Source organism: Nocardia sp. GP40 (assembly GCF_050434125.1).
GTDB lineage: Bacteria > Actinomycetota > Actinomycetes > Mycobacteriales > Mycobacteriaceae > Nocardia > Nocardia albiluteola.
Genome location: NZ_JBNPVW010000006.1, coordinates 193,915 through 209,661 on the forward strand (window position 1 = coordinate 193,915; position 15,747 = coordinate 209,661).

Annotated in this window: 15 protein-coding genes and 1 pseudogene; 4 read left to right on the plus strand and 12 right to left on the minus strand. The window is 64.9% G+C overall.

Annotated features, from left to right (window positions below; all coding sequences use genetic code 11):
* Positions 1–10: 10 nt before the first annotated feature.
* Positions 11–1,147: an acyl-CoA dehydrogenase family protein gene (locus ABH933_RS19825; RefSeq protein ID WP_429455058.1), complete on the minus strand. Its 1,137-nt coding sequence runs from the start codon at positions 1,145–1,147 to the stop codon at positions 11–13.
* Between the two features lie 368 nt (positions 1,148–1,515).
* Between ABH933_RS19825 and ABH933_RS19830 the strand changes: the two genes are divergently transcribed.
* A complete protein-coding gene (locus ABH933_RS19830; protein WP_429423671.1) occupies positions 1,516–2,142 on the plus strand; it encodes a TetR/AcrR family transcriptional regulator in 627 nt (208 codons plus the stop codon).
* A 169-nt stretch (positions 2,143–2,311) separates the two neighbouring features.
* Positions 2,312–2,790 (plus strand): annotated as a pseudogene (locus ABH933_RS19835) (transposase); the annotation flags it as partial.
* Here ABH933_RS19835 and ABH933_RS19840 read toward each other — a convergent pair.
* The 4 genes from ABH933_RS19840 to ABH933_RS19855 form a co-directional block, all read right to left on the minus strand.
* Positions 2,787–2,987, minus strand: a complete 201-nt coding sequence (locus ABH933_RS19840; RefSeq protein ID WP_429423672.1) for a hypothetical protein — start codon at positions 2,985–2,987, stop codon at positions 2,787–2,789. The pseudogene ABH933_RS19835 and the gene ABH933_RS19840 sit on opposite strands and share 4 nt — an antisense overlap.
* Positions 2,988–3,189: 202 nt before the next feature.
* Positions 3,190–4,704, minus strand: a complete 1,515-nt coding sequence (locus tag ABH933_RS19845; RefSeq protein ID WP_429423673.1) for a hypothetical protein — start codon at positions 4,702–4,704, stop codon at positions 3,190–3,192.
* Between the two features lie 208 nt (positions 4,705–4,912).
* Positions 4,913–5,056: a hypothetical protein gene (locus ABH933_RS19850; protein ID WP_429423674.1), complete on the minus strand. Its 144-nt coding sequence runs from the start codon at positions 5,054–5,056 to the stop codon at positions 4,913–4,915.
* Positions 5,057–5,225: 169 nt separating this feature from the next.
* Positions 5,226–5,591, minus strand: a complete 366-nt coding sequence (locus ABH933_RS19855; protein ID WP_429423675.1) for a DUF1707 SHOCT-like domain-containing protein — start codon at positions 5,589–5,591, stop codon at positions 5,226–5,228.
* Between the two features lie 168 nt (positions 5,592–5,759).
* On the opposite strand from ABH933_RS19855, the gene ABH933_RS19860 reads away from it, so the two are divergent.
* Positions 5,760–6,746 (plus strand): D-cysteine desulfhydrase, encoded by a 987-nt coding sequence (locus tag ABH933_RS19860; RefSeq protein WP_429423783.1) that lies wholly within the window; start codon positions 5,760–5,762, stop codon positions 6,744–6,746.
* Positions 6,743–7,414, plus strand: coding sequence for an aspartate/glutamate racemase family protein (locus tag ABH933_RS19865; protein ID WP_429423676.1), 672 nt, complete (start codon positions 6,743–6,745; stop codon positions 7,412–7,414). The genes ABH933_RS19860 and ABH933_RS19865 overlap by 4 nt, the downstream gene beginning before the upstream one ends.
* Before the next feature lie 106 nt (positions 7,415–7,520).
* Here the strand turns inward: ABH933_RS19865 and ABH933_RS19870 are convergent, their stop codons facing one another.
* The 7 genes from ABH933_RS19870 to ABH933_RS19900 form a co-directional block, all read right to left on the minus strand.
* Entirely contained in the window at positions 7,521–9,665 is a 2,145-nt protein-coding gene (locus ABH933_RS19870; protein WP_429423677.1) for a polyprenyl synthetase family protein, read from the minus strand.
* Complete coding sequence (locus ABH933_RS19875; RefSeq protein ID WP_429423678.1) at positions 9,652–11,085, minus strand: family 2B encapsulin nanocompartment shell protein; 1,434 nt, start codon at positions 11,083–11,085, stop codon at positions 9,652–9,654. Before ABH933_RS19875 ends, ABH933_RS19870 begins: the two co-directional genes overlap by 14 nt.
* A gap of 389 nt (positions 11,086–11,474) precedes the next feature.
* Positions 11,475–11,714: a hypothetical protein gene (locus ABH933_RS19880; RefSeq protein WP_429423679.1), complete on the minus strand. Its 240-nt coding sequence runs from the start codon at positions 11,712–11,714 to the stop codon at positions 11,475–11,477.
* A gap of 638 nt (positions 11,715–12,352) precedes the next feature.
* The gene (locus ABH933_RS19885; RefSeq protein WP_429423680.1) at positions 12,353–13,171 is read right to left on the minus strand and encodes an alpha/beta fold hydrolase; all 819 of its coding nucleotides are present in this window, start codon (positions 13,169–13,171) and stop codon (positions 12,353–12,355) included.
* 527 nt (positions 13,172–13,698) lie between these two features.
* A complete protein-coding gene (locus ABH933_RS19890) occupies positions 13,699–14,034 on the minus strand; it encodes a NifU family protein (RefSeq protein ID WP_429423681.1) in 336 nt (111 codons plus the stop codon).
* Positions 14,031–15,050: an amidohydrolase family protein gene (locus ABH933_RS19895; protein ID WP_429423682.1), complete on the minus strand. Its 1,020-nt coding sequence runs from the start codon at positions 15,048–15,050 to the stop codon at positions 14,031–14,033. The genes ABH933_RS19890 and ABH933_RS19895 overlap by 4 nt, the downstream gene beginning before the upstream one ends.
* A 335-nt stretch (positions 15,051–15,385) precedes the next feature.
* Positions 15,386–15,742, minus strand: a complete 357-nt coding sequence (locus ABH933_RS19900) for a transposase (protein ID WP_429423683.1) — start codon at positions 15,740–15,742, stop codon at positions 15,386–15,388.
* Positions 15,743–15,747: the final 5 nt, after the last annotated feature.

The following is a 15,747-nucleotide window of genomic DNA, read 5'->3' on the forward strand; positions in this document are numbered from 1 at the left end:
CTGCGCCCTGTCAGGCGTATGCCTTGCTCAAGATGTCGAGCTGGACTTCATCGACGCCGCCGCCGATGCGCAGGATGCGAATGTCACGGTGGTGGCGTGCGATATCGCCCTCCTCCACGAAGCCTGATCCACCGTGCAACTGGACGGCATCGTCGACCACCCGGGCCGCTGCGACCGCGGCGTGGTACTTCGCCTTGGCGACGGTCCGAGGTGCGTCGGGATGGGCGTCGCGCAACTGCTCGGCAGCGAGATACGTGATCATTCGGGCGGTATCGACCTCTATCTCCATCGCCGCGAGGCGATGGCGGACCGACTGCTTTTCCAGCAGCGGGGCGCCGAAGGCGGAGCGCTCGCGCACATGGCGGACCGCCAGCTGAAAGGCTTCGGTCGCGTGCCCGACCCCCATCGCGGCCAGCACAACTCGCTCGAGCTGGAATTTGCCCATGATCTGGTAGAAGCCGCGGTTGAGTCCGCCGACGATGTCCTCGCTCGGGACGAACACGTCGTCGAGAACGACCTCACGAGTGTCGGATGAGCGCCACCCCATCTTGGGAAGCGGGCGGCCTACCGACAGCCCCTCCGCGCCGTCCCGTACCAGGAAAGTGGTGATGCCCCGATGCCCTGCCTCGGGGTCGGTCTTGGCGCCGACGACGAAAACGTCCGCCAGTCCGGCGTTGGTGATGAACATCTTTCGTCCGGTGATGCGGTACCCGCCGTCGACTTCGACCGCCCGAGTGGTGATTCCAGCGACGTCCGAACCTGCACCGGGCTCGGTGACTGCGATCGAGACGATTTTCTCGCCGGAGGCGACGTCGGCAGAGAACTCCTGTCGGTGGGCATCGGTGCCGTAGTCGACGATGTGGGTCCCGGCCATGTAGGCACTCACCATCGGGCCGATCGCGATACCGCCCGCGGCGCGGGCGAGCTCCTCCGCCACGATCGCCACCGCTACCTCGTCGCGTCCACTTCCGCCGAATTCCTCGGGCGTCATCAGCCCCAGCATCCCCGCGGCGCCCATCTCCCTCCAGAGCTCCGCGCTCTGGTGGCCATCGGCCTCGGCCTGCGCTACTGCGGGACGAACCTTCTTATCGGTGAATCGTCGGCACATGAGCTGGAAGTCATGGTGCTCGGGTGCAAGGGTCGTCATTGTCACATCCAATACTTTACCGCCTGGTCGGTAAAGTACGTTAGCCGGATACTCACCGCCGTGCAATAAGATTGCCCAATATCGCTGGGGCACTGCCCATTTCATGGCATTGAGGCGATCCCAGAGGCTGACACGGCAACCCGTTCGGCAGCGTCCCACGCGATATGCGACGTCCGCCGACCGGCGTCGTCCCGTCGCCGTGCAGCACAGCCCGGCGGGGATGAGGAGCGCGTAGCTGTCGGACAGGTCACCAACCGTGATCGCTGCAGCCTTGCCCACGCCACCGACACATGCGTTCGATCGCGCCGCTCCAGTTGGGCGATACTGTCTATAGAACCGCCTGGGTTCGCGGCAAGAAGGAGCGGAACGTGACGAGAATTGGGCGACCGAGCAACGCCGATTCCCGGAGGCAAGAGGTGCTCTCTGTGGCCGCTGATGTATTCAGCAGGGGCGGATACCGCGGAACGACGATGGTAGAGATTGCCAATGCCTCCGGCATCAGCAAACCGACTCTGTATCACTATTTCAAGAACAAAGAAGAGATCCTTGTCCGCTTGTACGAAGACGTCATGGAGCAGTCGGTCGAGCAGGCCGAACACATAGCAGTCGAGGTCGAAAACCCAGCGGATGCACTACACGCGCTCATCAAGCAGCGCGTGGTCGCCACTTGCGAGAATCAGGCCATACACAAGGTGTTCTTCGAGGAGGAGGAAGAGCTACCTCGTCCGATGATGGAGAAACTACTGCAAAGTCGCCATGAATACGAGGACATATTCAAAAGCGTCCTACTCCGTCTGAGGGATGACGGTTATCCAATGACAGATCCAGTGGACGCGACACTGTACGTGAATACATGTCTCGGCGCCGCAAACTGGGTCTACAAATGGTACGACCCAAACGGTTCTCGCACTCCTGAGGATATCGGAAGCCATATCGCCAATTACCTGCTGGCAGGTTTGGCGGCAATGTCTGCCGACATATCGTTGACCGTATGACACTGTGGCCTCGGCGGCTGTGGGTTTACCCCGAACCGGCGCGGGCACTGCAGCCGCCCGCTGGCCGCAGCACCGGCACCGATTACGACGCCGCCTCGGTCACGCAGGCGCCAACGACGAAAAGAGGGGGTCAGCAGCCCTTGATCCGGTGACGAGGAAGTTGGTGCGGATGGCCCAGAAGCAGGGATTGTCTTTGACCGGGCCGGACGGGCTGCTCAAACAGTTCACCAAGACGGACCGCGAAACGTCGAACGTGCGCAACGGAACCCGTCCGAAACAGTGCTGCCGGAGACGACCGGGCACGTGCAGATCGACGTGCCAGCCGACCGCGACAGCACGTTCGAACCGCAGATCGTCAGAAAGCGCCAGCGTCGACTGACCAGGGTCGATGAGATCGTGCTGTCGCTGTATGCGAAAGGCCTGACGACCGGCGAGATTTCGGCGCACTTCGCCGAAATCTACGGTGCCTCGGTATCGAAGGAAACGGTGTCACGTATCACCGACAAAGTGGCATCCTGGGCGGCCTGGGCATCACGGAGTGATCGGCTCGGCCTTCATTCGGATCTTGATGTTGTTGTCCCCGTGTCGGTCGACTTCGTGGAAACCGAGACGGCAGTAGAGTTGGTAGGCGCGAGGATTGACGGTCAGAACATCGAGTACCAAGGGTAGGTGCCGGATTGCTGCTTCGTGTAGAAGTTGCCGGATGAGGTAGCTGCCGACCCCTCCCCTTGGTGGTCTGGATGTAATTCGATGCGGCCCAAGTAGATCTCGTTGGTTCGATAGTTCACAACCAGCACCCCGGCGTCGTTTCCGTCGACCGTGATGATCCGAGCAGAGTTCGTCATCAGCAGCAGTAGCCGACCGCAGCCTGATCGTGCCCACGCCATGACCTCCTGGATATTGCTAGGCGAAACCGACCTGCCCGCTGAAGCGCCAGAATCCGGCGACCTCCATCTCCAGGTTCTGACCGTTGCAGGTCGCGGTCAGAACCTGGGGGACTACCGCCCACAGGTCGTCGGCATAGAACTCGATCGACTTGCGCCACCATCAACGCCTACATGGCGCTGCGCCGCTACCGTCGACGACGCTTGCCGTCAGGGTCTTCCTTGGAATGAGATGTGTGAGGGTGGTCGGCGACGAGTGGAGACGGTCTGGCCGGGGCCTGAACAAGGCGAGGGTGTCGTTTATCGAGATGTCGCGCTGGACGGTCGCTCCACAGATCGCAGCGACCTCCGCGGTGCGCCATCGGCCGATCGCGGACAGGAGATGTCGGCGGCGTGCTCGGTTGAGCATGTCCAGAGCGGACTCGGGCAACTCGGTGATGCCTTTGTCGTTCGGGACGGGGGCCGCGACCGCCGCTCCGGCCTGGTCTCGTTGGTGGCTGGGCTTGTAGAGGTACTTCTTCGCCACCATCAGGTGGGCCGCTGAAAGTCGCGCATTGAGCTCGAGGAGTAGATAGCACTCGCCCAGTACCGGGTAACGACGGAGGACCGCTGCCAACTCCGAATCGGGCAGGGCCGCCAACTGCTGCGGAGACAGCCCGGCCTCGTTCAGCAAGACTTCGGGCAGCGAAGGTTGTGCCGCCGCATCCGTGACCATTTGTCGCTCGTCGGCCAGCAATGCAGCGAGTATCCGCTCGACATGATCCACATAGCCGGGCATGTCGATGCCGGTCATCAGGTCGCGCAGGATGAACTGGACGTCCTGCGGCCCGCTGGGCGGGACGTCACCGTGATCCCAATGCACGGCGTACTGGCGGAAGACATCGATGAAGTGGGCCACCGACAACGCCCCCCGCTCATCGCCCCGAGAGAAATTCAGGAATAGCCGCCGGACTCCGGCGAGCATCAGGCGAGCCGTCGCGAATCGCTCAGCAATCTCATCACGACTCATGGTGAATGCGCCATCGGCCCAAATCGGTTGCACGGCAATGTTTGCGGCCGCCTCGAGGGTTTCGCAACGTTTGAACAGCTCGATGATCAGTGCTTCACCGGTTTCTGCGGTATATGTTCGGATGCGGCCGTCGTCGAAGACACTGGGTAGTGTGCAGATTCGGCTGCTACCCCGGTATGCACTCATCTGCGGCGCATTCCAGAGGATGAGGGAGGCATAGGCATCCCGGTTGGGATGACCGGTACCTGACCGTGCGACAAGGGTGTTGAAATAGGCCCGGAACGGTATTCCCGCTTCGCCGACGCGGAGTCGTGCCAGGCTGCATCCCGGATCACGCCGCGCAAGGTCGAGGTTCTCTCGCTGAGAGTAGGAGGCGACCGAGGAGCCGACGATTCCCAACTCGACGATCAGTCGACGGGCGCTACGGACATCGTTGTCGGCCGCCGGCGGAAGCAGGGCAAGTGCCCGGTTCGCCAGATCCGTAAACGAACACGCAGACAACGAGCCGTCGACCACACGAGAACCGAGGCCGGGTAGCGTGTCGATCAGCCAGGCGGAGAATGCGTGCCCCGGGTGCAGGAGCGGAGAAGACTGTTCGGCGACGGCTCGCGTCATCACATTTACCTCCTGTAGCAATTCTTCTGCGCGGGCGCAGGTTTCGTACAGCATCCACCACAGCGTCTTCTCCCGCACATGAACGTCGCGGCGGGAGATCAGCCGGTCGATCGCTGTGCGGGACCGGACCGAGGTGTCGAAGTCCGGCAGTGTCGACCGGCCGGCCGATGTCGGGAGTGCCGGTGCATCCCGGACCCCGGCGCCGCGGCCGATGCGAACCTGGCGTTGGTGTACGCGCTGACTGCTCCCGGAACGCCCAGGCTCAGCGGAGTCGATTGTGCTGCTTCCACCAATTCAGCAGGCCCGCAGCGCCGTTCGGGCTGGAGGCGAAGTAGACCCCGAGAACATTCTGCTGATTCGAGGTCCATTCGATGGTCGGTACCACCCCAGCGCCGTGGGACAGCATGCATTCGTATCGTCCTGCGGCGTAGGCGTTGTCGAGCGCGCCGTCGGCACAGGCGATATGCGCGGACGACTGGCGGTCCTCGTCGTAACCTGTTGTAGCGTCGTGGTGTCGGCGTAGAGGAAGAACGCCGCCTCCAAGCGACCGGAGTACGGGTCGCAGTGCAGCTCCGCTACCTCGGTTGGGGCCGGATCCTTGTGGTAGCAGTTCGTTTGGTCGTATCCGGCGGGGAGATGCTGTAGTAGTGCGGCATCGTCCGATGTGTAGTCCGGGCGAGGCGTGCTCGATGCGGCTGTGGGGCTGGGGCCGTACGAGATGCTTCCCGTCCTACGTGATGCAGTCCCCGGCCGGCACTACCACTCCGTGGGGCCGGGATTGGTTCGGCGGGAAGGTCGGTGAGTGGATGCGGGACCTGCAGATCACCGAGTACGGCGTGCAGGTCCCCGCGCGTCTTGGCCTTCGTCGCGGTCTCCAGGCGTGAGTGATACTCCGCATTGTCGAGTTCGCCGTCGGCATGGCATTGTCCAGCGCGGTACATGCCATGGACCGGTCGATGTCGCTGGCTCGCAGGTTGAAACCGTCCTGCGGCCGTTCAGAAGACACCGCACAATAGTCGAAGCTGGATCGGCTCACCGGTAGATGTTCGGCGCGGATCGGCACTGGACAGCGATCGCCGTCGACCAGCACGATGGCATCCGTGGTACAGATGACGCGCTTCGCACGCTTTCCGCTCGGGCACTTCCCGACCCCCCTCGAGCCGCTGGAACGGCTGACCGCACGGTTGCGCGAGAGTCACCCGCGCGTGCCGGATCTGTGGATCAAACGTGACGACTGCACCGGCCTGGCCACCGGTGGCAACAAGACGCGCAAGCTCGAATTTCTGGTCGGCGATGCGCTGGCTCAGGGCGCCGACGTGCTGATCACGCAGGGCGCCACCCAGTCCAACCATGCGCGGCAGACCGCGGCGGCGGCGGCCCGCGCCGGGATGGAGTGCCATCTGCTGCTGGAACGGCGTCAGGCGCGCGACGAGGAGTACGAGCGCTCAGGCAACGTGCTCCTCGACGAACTGCTCGGCGCCCGGATCGTGGACAGGCTGCCGTCCGGCACCGATATGCAGGCGGCCATGGAATCTCTCGCCGACGACCTGCGCTCCGCGGGGCGCCGGCCGTATGTGATTCCCGGCGGCGGCTCGAATCCGATCGGCGCGCTCGGCTACGTGGGGTGCGCACTGGAGTTGGACGCCGCGCCGATCCCGGTCGACTGGGTGGTGCACGCGACGGGCAGCACCGGAACTCAGGCCGGACTCGTCGCCGGGCTTCGTGCGGTTCACAGCCCTGCCCGGGTGCTCGGGGTCAGCGTGCGGCAGCCGGAGCAGAAGCAGATCGATGCGGTGCACGACCTCGCGCAACGCACCGCCGAGCTGATCGGAACCGAGGTCGGCCGCGAGGATGTGCTGGTGGACGATCGCTGGGTCGGCGAGGGCTACGGCATTCCCACCGAATCCATGGTCGATGCGTTGCGGCTGCTCGCCACCACCGAGGGGATCCTGCTGGATCCGGTGTACTCGGGCAAGGGGTTCGCGGGTCTGCTGGGCGGCATCGCCGAGGGGCGGTTCGCCGAGCCCGACACCGTGGTGTTCGTGCATACCGGCGGGGCCGTGGGGTTGTTCGGTTACCGGTCCAGCTTCCAGTGACGGCATCCCGGCCGCTGGTCGGCATCCTCGGCGGCATGGGTCCCGCGGCCACGGCGGAGTTCTACGCCAAGCTGATCGCGCGCACGCCCGCCACCCGTGACCAGGACCACCTGCGGGTCGCCATCTGGGCGGACCCGACGGTGCCGGACAGGGTGGCCGCCGTGCTCGACGGCAGCACCGATCCCTACCCAGAGATCCTTTCCGGCGCAGTCATACTCCGCGACCTCGGCGCCGCCGTGATCGCAATCCCCTGCCACACAGCACATTTCTTCCTGCCGAACCTGATCGCGGACACCGGAACAACTTTCGTCGATATGGTCGCCGAAACCGCATCCGCCCTGACCGGCCGCGCGGGTCCCATCGGCCTGCTCGGCACCCGCGGCACCCTGGCTACCGGCCTCTATCAGAACCGGCTCCACGACGTCGACGTGGTCGTGCCCTCCGAGCCTGTGCAGCAAGAAGTAGATAGAGCCATCGCCGCGGTGAAGCGTGCCGACCCGCTCGGCGCGGCCGCCCACCTGGACCGCGCCCTGTCCGCACTGAATGTCCCGCTGACGGTGCTGGCCTGCACGGAACTCCCACTCGCGGCCCGGTATGTCACAACGGATTCCGAGCTGCTGGACCCGATGGACCTACTGGCCGACGCGGTGATCCGCGCCTGCCTCTGAAGCGCTGTCCGCGCCGCCGCCCGGTGCGTGGAATGTGCTGGAACTGATGACGGTGATGCTGGTTTCGATGATCGCGAGCGTCCGTCTCGAGCCGGCGGGGCGGGGCTCACGAGGGCAGTAGCCGCCGTGCGGTGGAAGTGCCCAGGCCGGTGGGGCCGCCGAGGCGGCGGGGGGTGGTCGGCTCGGCGGCGGTCACCGCCGCAGGGTTCGCCGTCTCGAGATCCTGGGGGTAGCGCGCGGTTCGCGTGAACCACTCGTACCAGCCTGGGACCGAGTCCCGCAGAACCTCGATGTAGTCGAACACGCGGGCGCTCTCGGCGGGGTTCAGGCCGTACTCCTCGACCATCGTCGGAACCTCGACAGCGGCGACGTGCTCGAACTGATCCAACCGGGATCGGACCAGGTCGGCCGTCGTATCCACCGCTTGCTGGAGATCGCCACCGAGGAACTTGCGCAGCACGTGCACCATATTGGCGGGCTCGGCGTCCTCGGCCGCCTCTCGCGGGTAGGAGTAGATATCGTTGACCAGCAGACTCGCGTCGTTGAGGGTGTCGATCAGCGAACGCATCGGCTGGGCATCCGCGACCGTGTCGGGCAGCTCGGCCGGCTGGCCGTATTCGGCCAGGCACCCGGCCAGCGGACCGGGGTTGGTCCTGCGCTTCAGTTCCAGGTACTCGATCGGATCGGTGGCATGCCCCGTGGCGAAGTTGTGCAGTTCCCGGAGGTTGCCGCCGAGACATTCCTCGATGCGTTCGCGAGCGCGGCGTCGCCAGCCGGGCGACATCACGGGCGCGGTGCGTGACCACAGGTCGGCGAGACCGCGTTCGGTGGGACTCGTCGCCACCGGCATGGCCGCCGTCGGGTCGAGCGGCATGAACTGCCGCAGTCTTGCCAGGTGAGCCCGTATCGGCGCCGTATTTCCGGTGCGTTGGCAGGCCTTGGCGAAGAAGTCGTCCACGTAGAACGTCCACGTGCACCAGTCGGCGAGCGTATCGACCCTGTCCCCGAGAGCATCCGGGAACATGCGGCACAGCAGCAGCGGGTAGTCCTCCACCCGGAACTGCTGCTCGGTCCACGGCGGGATGCCGGCCTGCGGCGCGAACATGGCCATATCCCGGGCCCACGCGAGGGCATGGGCGCGGGCCGTGTCCAGGTGGGGGCTGAGCCGGGCCTGGCGGAGCCCCTCGAACGTCGGCATCCGGTATGGCTCCGGCGTCGCGGCGGGCGATGCGCTCGGCCCCATGCTCAGTTGCCGAACAAGAGCCGCCAGTTCCCTCGCGGCCGCGGGCTCCGGGTTGGCGGCCTGCAGACAGGCCAGGGCCAGGTCCAGGTGACGCTGTATTTCGTGGTGCGCCCAGGCGTGTGCGCCCGCCTCCGCGATGAGGTCGGCGCAGGTCTGGAGGGCGGCATCGTCCAACGGCTCGTCGCCGAGGTACAGCTCGGCAAGCCGGGTCGCGGGGCCGTTGCCGACGTTGAGCGCCGCCACCACCGGCAGCGACTTCTTGCGGGCGCGCAGGTCGGACATGACGGGCTTGCCGGTCACGGCCGGATCACCCCAGATGCCTTGGAGATCGTCGACCAGTTGGAACACCAGGCCGAGGTGCTCACCGAATTGGCGCAACTGCCAGACCCGTTCGGGTGACGCACCGGCGGACATGGCGCCCAGCTCGCACGCGGCGGCGAACAACGCGCCGGTCTTGTCGCGCGCCATCGTCACGCATTCGTCCAGCGGCACCTCGGCGCGGCCCTCGAAGGCCATATCCGCGGCCTGGCCGTCGTCGATCCGCAGTATCGCCTCATTGAGCCGGGGCACCCCCGCGGTGGCAAGCGGTGGGCCGTCGGCCACCAGGGCCTCGGTCGCCAGCGTGTTCAACGCGTCACCGGCGAGGAGCGCGGCGGGCACCCCGAAGACGGTCCAGGCGGTGGGCCGGTGGCGGCGGGTGCGGTCGCCGTCCATGATGTCGTCGTGCAAGAGCGAGAAGTTGTGTGCCAGCTCGACCGCGACGGCCGCGTTGGTCGCCCGCTCGGCGGTGCCGCCGGCCGCCTCCGCCGCGAGCATCGCCAACACCGGTCGCAGCGCCTTGCCGCCGTCCCCGTCCAGCGGGTTTCCGTGCTCGTCCCACCAGCCGAGGTGGTAGCCGATGACCTGGCGCGTAGACCAGTTCATCCGGTCCGCCGCCGCCCGTAGACCGGGGGTGATCAGCCGACGGGCGCGGGTGAAGGGGTCGGCGTCCGCCTCAGCCGCGACCATTGGGACTCCCGAGCTGAACGTTTTCCAGCACGCCCAGAGCGTCGGGCACCAGCACGGCCAACGAGTAGTAGCAGGTGATCAGGTAGTTGACGATCGCCCGTTCGTCGATGCTCATGAAACGCACGCTCAGACCCGGCTCGTACTCGTCGACCAGGCCGGTCTTACGCAGCCCGATGACGCCCCGATCGGTTTCGCCGGTCCGCATCACCATGATCGAGGTGGTGCGGTGTTCGCTGATCGGGATCTTCCAGCAGGGGTAGATGGGCACCCCGCGCCATGCGGAGAGCCGGCCGCCCGGGACGTGGATGGTCTCCGGGAGGATGCCCTGTCGGCTGCACTCGTCGCGGAACGCGGCGATGGCCTCCGGGTGCGCGAGGATGAAGCCGGGGTTCTTCCAGACCGTGTTGAGCAACTGATCCATATCGTGCGGGGTGGGTGGGCCGCTGCGGGTGTAGATGCGCTGGCTGAAGTCCGCGTTGTGCAGCAGGCCGAAATCCTTGTTGTTGACCAGTTCGTATTCCTGGCGCTCGCGCACCGCCTCGATGGTCAGCCGGAGCTGTTGCTCGAGTTGGTCGATCGGCTCGTTGAACAGGTCCTGGACGCGCGTGTGCACCCGCAGGATGGTTTGCGCGATGCTCAGCTCGAATTCGCGGGGCTTCAGTTCGTAGTCGACGAACGTGCCGGCCAGGAGCGGCTCACCGCGATGACCGGAAATGACCTCCACGTCCGCCTCGCCGTGGACGTTCTGCGCCTTGCCCGTGGTCGTCCGGTGCCGGTCGAGGTGGCCGCGCAGCGCCTCGGACCGCTCGAGCACCTCCTGGAAGGCCGCCTTCGGCAGCGCCATGACCGTGCACGTCGTGGTAGCCCTGACCGAGTAGTCCCAGGTGTCGTCGGGACCGATCAGTTCCTCGTCGCCGAAATAGTCACCGTCGGCCATGATTTCGAGGGTCGACTCGTGCCCGAACTTGCCCTCACGGAGCCTGGCGAACCGTCCGTGTACGAGCAGGACGAGTTCGTCAGCCGGGCCGCCGGCCTCGACCAGGACCGCCCCCGGGTCGTATTCGTGCTGAACGAACCTGTCGGCCAACGCCTCCAGCACGTCGATGTCGCCGAAGTTCCGCAGCAGCGGGAGCTCGGTCAGCTCGGCCGCGATGACCTGTACCTGGTCGCCGGTCGTGAGGAAGTCCAGCCGTCCGTCGCCCAGCGTGTAGTTCAGTCGCCGGTTGACTCGATATGCGCCGCCCCGGGCCTCGACCCAGGGCAGCAGCTGGAGCAGCCAGCGGGGGGTGATGCTTTGCATCTGCGGCTTGGACTTGGTCGTTGACGACAACTTGCGTGCCGCCGCGGTGCTGAGGCTGAGTTGTCCGACACCGTTGTGCCCGTTCAACTCCGGGGTCGGTTCCGTTGGGATTTCAGGCATGATTCGACCACCAATCGAATATGTGAAATGAGAGTGTCACACGAAAGTAATCGGGATAACCAGGCCTACCGGCACTGCTAACGGCTTTCCGGTAATTGCGGTCCAATGGACTTGCCACTCAACATGATAGGACCGGGCAGACGACGAGGGGCCGAAATCGAACACTCCAGTACACATCAACCCCCAGGCGCACGGCCGGCCGGTATCAGCGGAGTTCGGAGATGACCCTGGCGAATTGGTCGGCATGGTCGTGCTGAACGCTGGTGTAGGTGACGCCGTAGAGCTCGCGGTGATGGCGCAGTTGGTCGGCCATCGCGGGTACCGAGCCCGCGAGAACGGTTGGCAGAGCGAGCAGTTCCTCGTTGTGAGGCGGGGGCGGTCCCTGCGGGTCAACCGCAGATCGGGGATGCCGCGGTCGTCGCGAGGACAGCGGTGATGGTCAGGTTGAGTTGCAGTTGGCCGAATCTGTCGCCCGCGGCGTTGCGCACGAAATCGACACGCTCCGCGAGTGGATCGGGGGCGATGCTCCCTGATTTGCCGCCGGTGAATCCGACGATCCGGGCGTGATGAGCGGCCAGGGTGAGCACCCGGTCGCCCGACCCCGCGATCATCACGGGAATCTCCGGCAACGTAGTCGAGGATCTGAGTCGCGGCAGCCACGACCACTCCTCGCCAGGGCTGCCAGTCCTGGAAGTCCCGGACGATCTCGGAGGCGAGAACGTGGCGGAGCATGAGCCCGACTTCCTCGGTGTCGAAGATTCGCGACCCGGGCAGCAGGACGGTCAATTCTGTTGCGGTGGTGGTCTTTCCGGCACCGAATGTTCCGTTCAGCCAGACGATCATGGGATCGAGGGCATCGGGCGCAGGGCGTCGGCTGGGTCCGCGGCGATCGACGACGTAGGCGTTGACGGCAGTGTAGGCGACCGCGGCGTGGTGGTGGTCGAGCAGGTGTTCCCAGATCTCGCGGACGCTCGCGGCGGGGTGGTCGGCGAGGAAGGCGTCGATGTGGGTGGCGAGGCCGCCCAGGCCGGGCCGCCCGCGGTCGGGGTATTCCTGCGTGTCGGCGGGACGGGTGAGGCCAGAGCCGCGTCGAACAGCGGTCGACGGTGGAGAGCTTGCGGTCGAAGCTCAAACGGCCGACCACTCCGCGGATAACGTTGGTGCGCAACACTATTCGTGATTGACTCGCCGCACCCAAAGCGGTGGCCGGAGTGCAGGCCCGCCCCTGTGGCTCGGCCTGCTCCGACTGACACACACCGGCGATCGGTCAGGACTTGATGAAGTCCACGATGTCGGCATTGAGCTGTGCCGCGTGCGTGATCATGATGCCGTGACCGGTCGCAGGATATTCCTTGTAGGTGTTCACGGGGATCAGATCCTTGGTCTTGCGTCCACAGATGTCGATGGCCGCGGAGGCGTCGGCATCACCGTGGATGATCATGGTGGGTACCGCGATTTCCCGCAGCTCGGCGCGGAAGTCGGTGGTGAAGATGGTCTCCATGATCGCGTCGGACGCCAGCAATGAGCAGTCCATGCATTTCTGCACCATCCACGCGATGCGCGCGGAAGACACCTGGTTGCCCAAGTGGGTTGCGAAGAATGCCTGCGCATTCTGTTCCATCCACAGCGGACGGTCGGCGGCGCGGGCCGCATTCACCGCATCGGCGATGGCCTTCGGGACGCCGTCCGGGTTGTCGGCGGTCCGAGCCGGGAACGGCAGGGTCGCCGAGACCAGCATGATCCGATTGATCCGGTCGCTGCCGTGCCGCGTCAGGTACCGGATGATCTCGCCACCGGCCATGGAATGCGCGACCACCACGACATCGCTCAGGTCGAGGTGTTCCAGGAACGCCGCCAGATCCTCGGAAAGGGTGTCGTAGTCGTAACCGTGCCCGACCCAGTCGGACTTGCCGTGTCCACGCCGGTCGTAGGACAGGCAGCGCAGTCCCTGTCGGGACAGCGGCAGCATCTGCAGCTCCCAGGAGGTGCTGCTGAGCCAGCCGCCGGCGAGGAACAGCACCGGCTGTCCGGTACCCCAGTCCTGGTAGTGCAGCCGGGTACCATCGTGTGAGTCGAAGTAGGGCATGGGATTCTCCTGATCGTCCGTGGTTGTTCGTGTTGACCACAACGTTATTGAGATCCAACGGGCGGGGAATCTGTCGTTCTTAAGTACTTTCGATCGCGCAGTGACGTCGAGCGCTCCGGCGACCAATGCCGAGTACAAATGCCACAATCCGCTGGCGTTGGTGGGATCCAAGAACGGCCCGGGGACACTGCTCAGGTGGTCCCCTGCGGTCGGGCTGTCCAGACCGGAAGGCCCGACCGAAGGGAAGTCTCGATGAGTCATGTAGTAGACAGGAAGATTGGGAAACCCCCGAAAAGGAAAGAAAAAGAAAAAGAGAACGGTAACCTCCCCAAAAAGAACTTGCCGAATTTCTCTCTACAGAATCAAGAGCGGCGCGCATGCGCGCGCCGCCCGGTGCGCCCGCCCTCCCGCTCCGCTCCCGGGCGGGCATCCCGGCGAAGAACCAGGATGGGGGACCAAACACCACTGTCCATCACGACGCATACCGCCGAAATCCATTGCCTGCCGCACCCGGCGGACAGCAGTTATCACAACGGATCCTCCATAGCTTGTCTCGGGCCTGCGAACATCAGCGGATGGGCCGAGTACGCAGCGGCGACCCGGTCCAGGGCGGCACGTGAGAGATTGACGCCGCGAACCGTCACGTCCCGTACACCGGGAAGCTCGCGGAGCCGCTGTCGCACCGCGATCGCATACGTCACGGTCTTGAGGGCACACGCCCGGCACGCACCTTCAAATTCCAGCTCGATGTCTCCGGCCGCGGAGACGCCCACCACCGCGATGCCTCCGCCGTGAATACGCAGAAGCGGCCGAACCTGCGCGTCGAGTACCGCCTCGACGCTTGGGAAGTCAACGACAGTCATGACGCAGTGGACGTGGACGCGGTCCTATCCTGAACATCAACCCCGAACAGGCGCGCCTGATTGAGTCCAAGGATGCGGCGCTTATCGGTCTCGGTTATCTGCGGAAAGCCGTAGCGCTCCTGCAGTTCTTCATCGATCTCCATGTTCCAGAACCACTCGATCGCCGGCCTCGGGTCACCCAGAAGGGGCGCCTCAGAACCCCACAGCAACCGGTCAGAACCGACGTCACGCAGCAGACGGCCCAAGTACATCTTGAATTCCCAAGGGGCGATAAACGGCAGGTGCATCGTTCCCGACAGGACAAGGACAACGTTGGGATAGCGCGCGGCGATATAGACGCACTCCTCGAAGTAGGGCAGCGCCAGATGGTGGATAGCGAACGTCAGATCGGGGAAATCCCGTGCAGGCCTTTCGATATCGGTCGGAGTCAAGGTGTCCAACGGCGCCCGCGTGATCGGAAAGCCCTTGTGGAACTGCACGACCTCGATGCCAAGGTCAAGAGCGTGTTCCCAGATCGGATACGCGAGTTCACGGTCGTCACATCGCCACGACTGCTCGCCGACGTGCCCGCTGTAGAACTTGAACGACCGGGCTCCCATCTCCTTGACCTGGCGGGTCATCTCTGCAAGCGCACCGGCTTTGCCCGGGTACATCGGGTCCACGCCCCCGCAAAACATCACGCGGTCAGGAAACGCCTGGGCGAACTCATATTGCGCCTGGACCGGCGCGAATCCGTCCTTGTAGACGTCGTACAGCACCACGGCCTGAGCCATCGCCATGTCCGTCGGACCGTCGTCGAACAATAGACTTCCCAGGTCCTCAACCGTCCAGCGTCGGGCATACCCGTTCGCGCCAACATAGTCGGTCAGTGGTCGAAACGGCTCACCCCGACGCTGCGCCCCGATCCACAGCTGCCCCGCTCGGTCAACCGCCGACGTAGGAGCAACCAAGTTGTCATCTGACAAGTCGTACATGTGCACAACGTTGTCGAAGACGAAGACATCATGCTGAAACACCGAAGGGCTCCTCTGTCTCTTTTGGGTTTGGCCCCGTTTGGTATACACAGGATCAGGCGACTTGTGCCGTTTGAGCGAGTCGATCTTCGAAGTCCACTGAACCGATAATACCGATAGCCGAGTGGCGCCGGTGGTATTTACAATCGTATTTCGAGTCGCTGACCCCGATTTTTGTGGGGTAGCGGGTTGGCGTATGCCGGGTAGCGAGGTCCGTGGTGGTGGGTGCGGGGTAGCCGAGTTCGCCGCCTGACGGCTGCGGTGGCGCCCGGTTTCCACTTTTCCGGGGTGGTTTTCGGCAGCTCCTTCCTGGGGCTGTCTCTGGTGGGTCCGGTGGGTCAGGTGACGATGGCGCGGACGCAGTGGAATGCTGTTTCGAGTTGTGTTGCCCAAGGCCAGGTTTCGGGGATGCGGATGATGGTTTTGCGGGCGTGTTTCACGAAGCGGGCGGCGGTGTGGAGTAGCTGGTAGCGCAGGGTTTTCGGTTCGGCGACGGCGAGGGGGCCGTCGAGTAACAGCAGCCGGGTCCAGGCGAGCAGGTCGATCGCGAGGGCGACCGCGGCGAGCCAGGCGGTGTTGATGGCTTGCGACTGTGAGGGCCATTTCGCGAAGCCGGTGGCCTTGGCGTTTCTGATGCAGCCCTCCACTCGGGCGTGGACCCGGTGGCGCACTTCGAGGCGTTGGGGGACACGCACTCAAC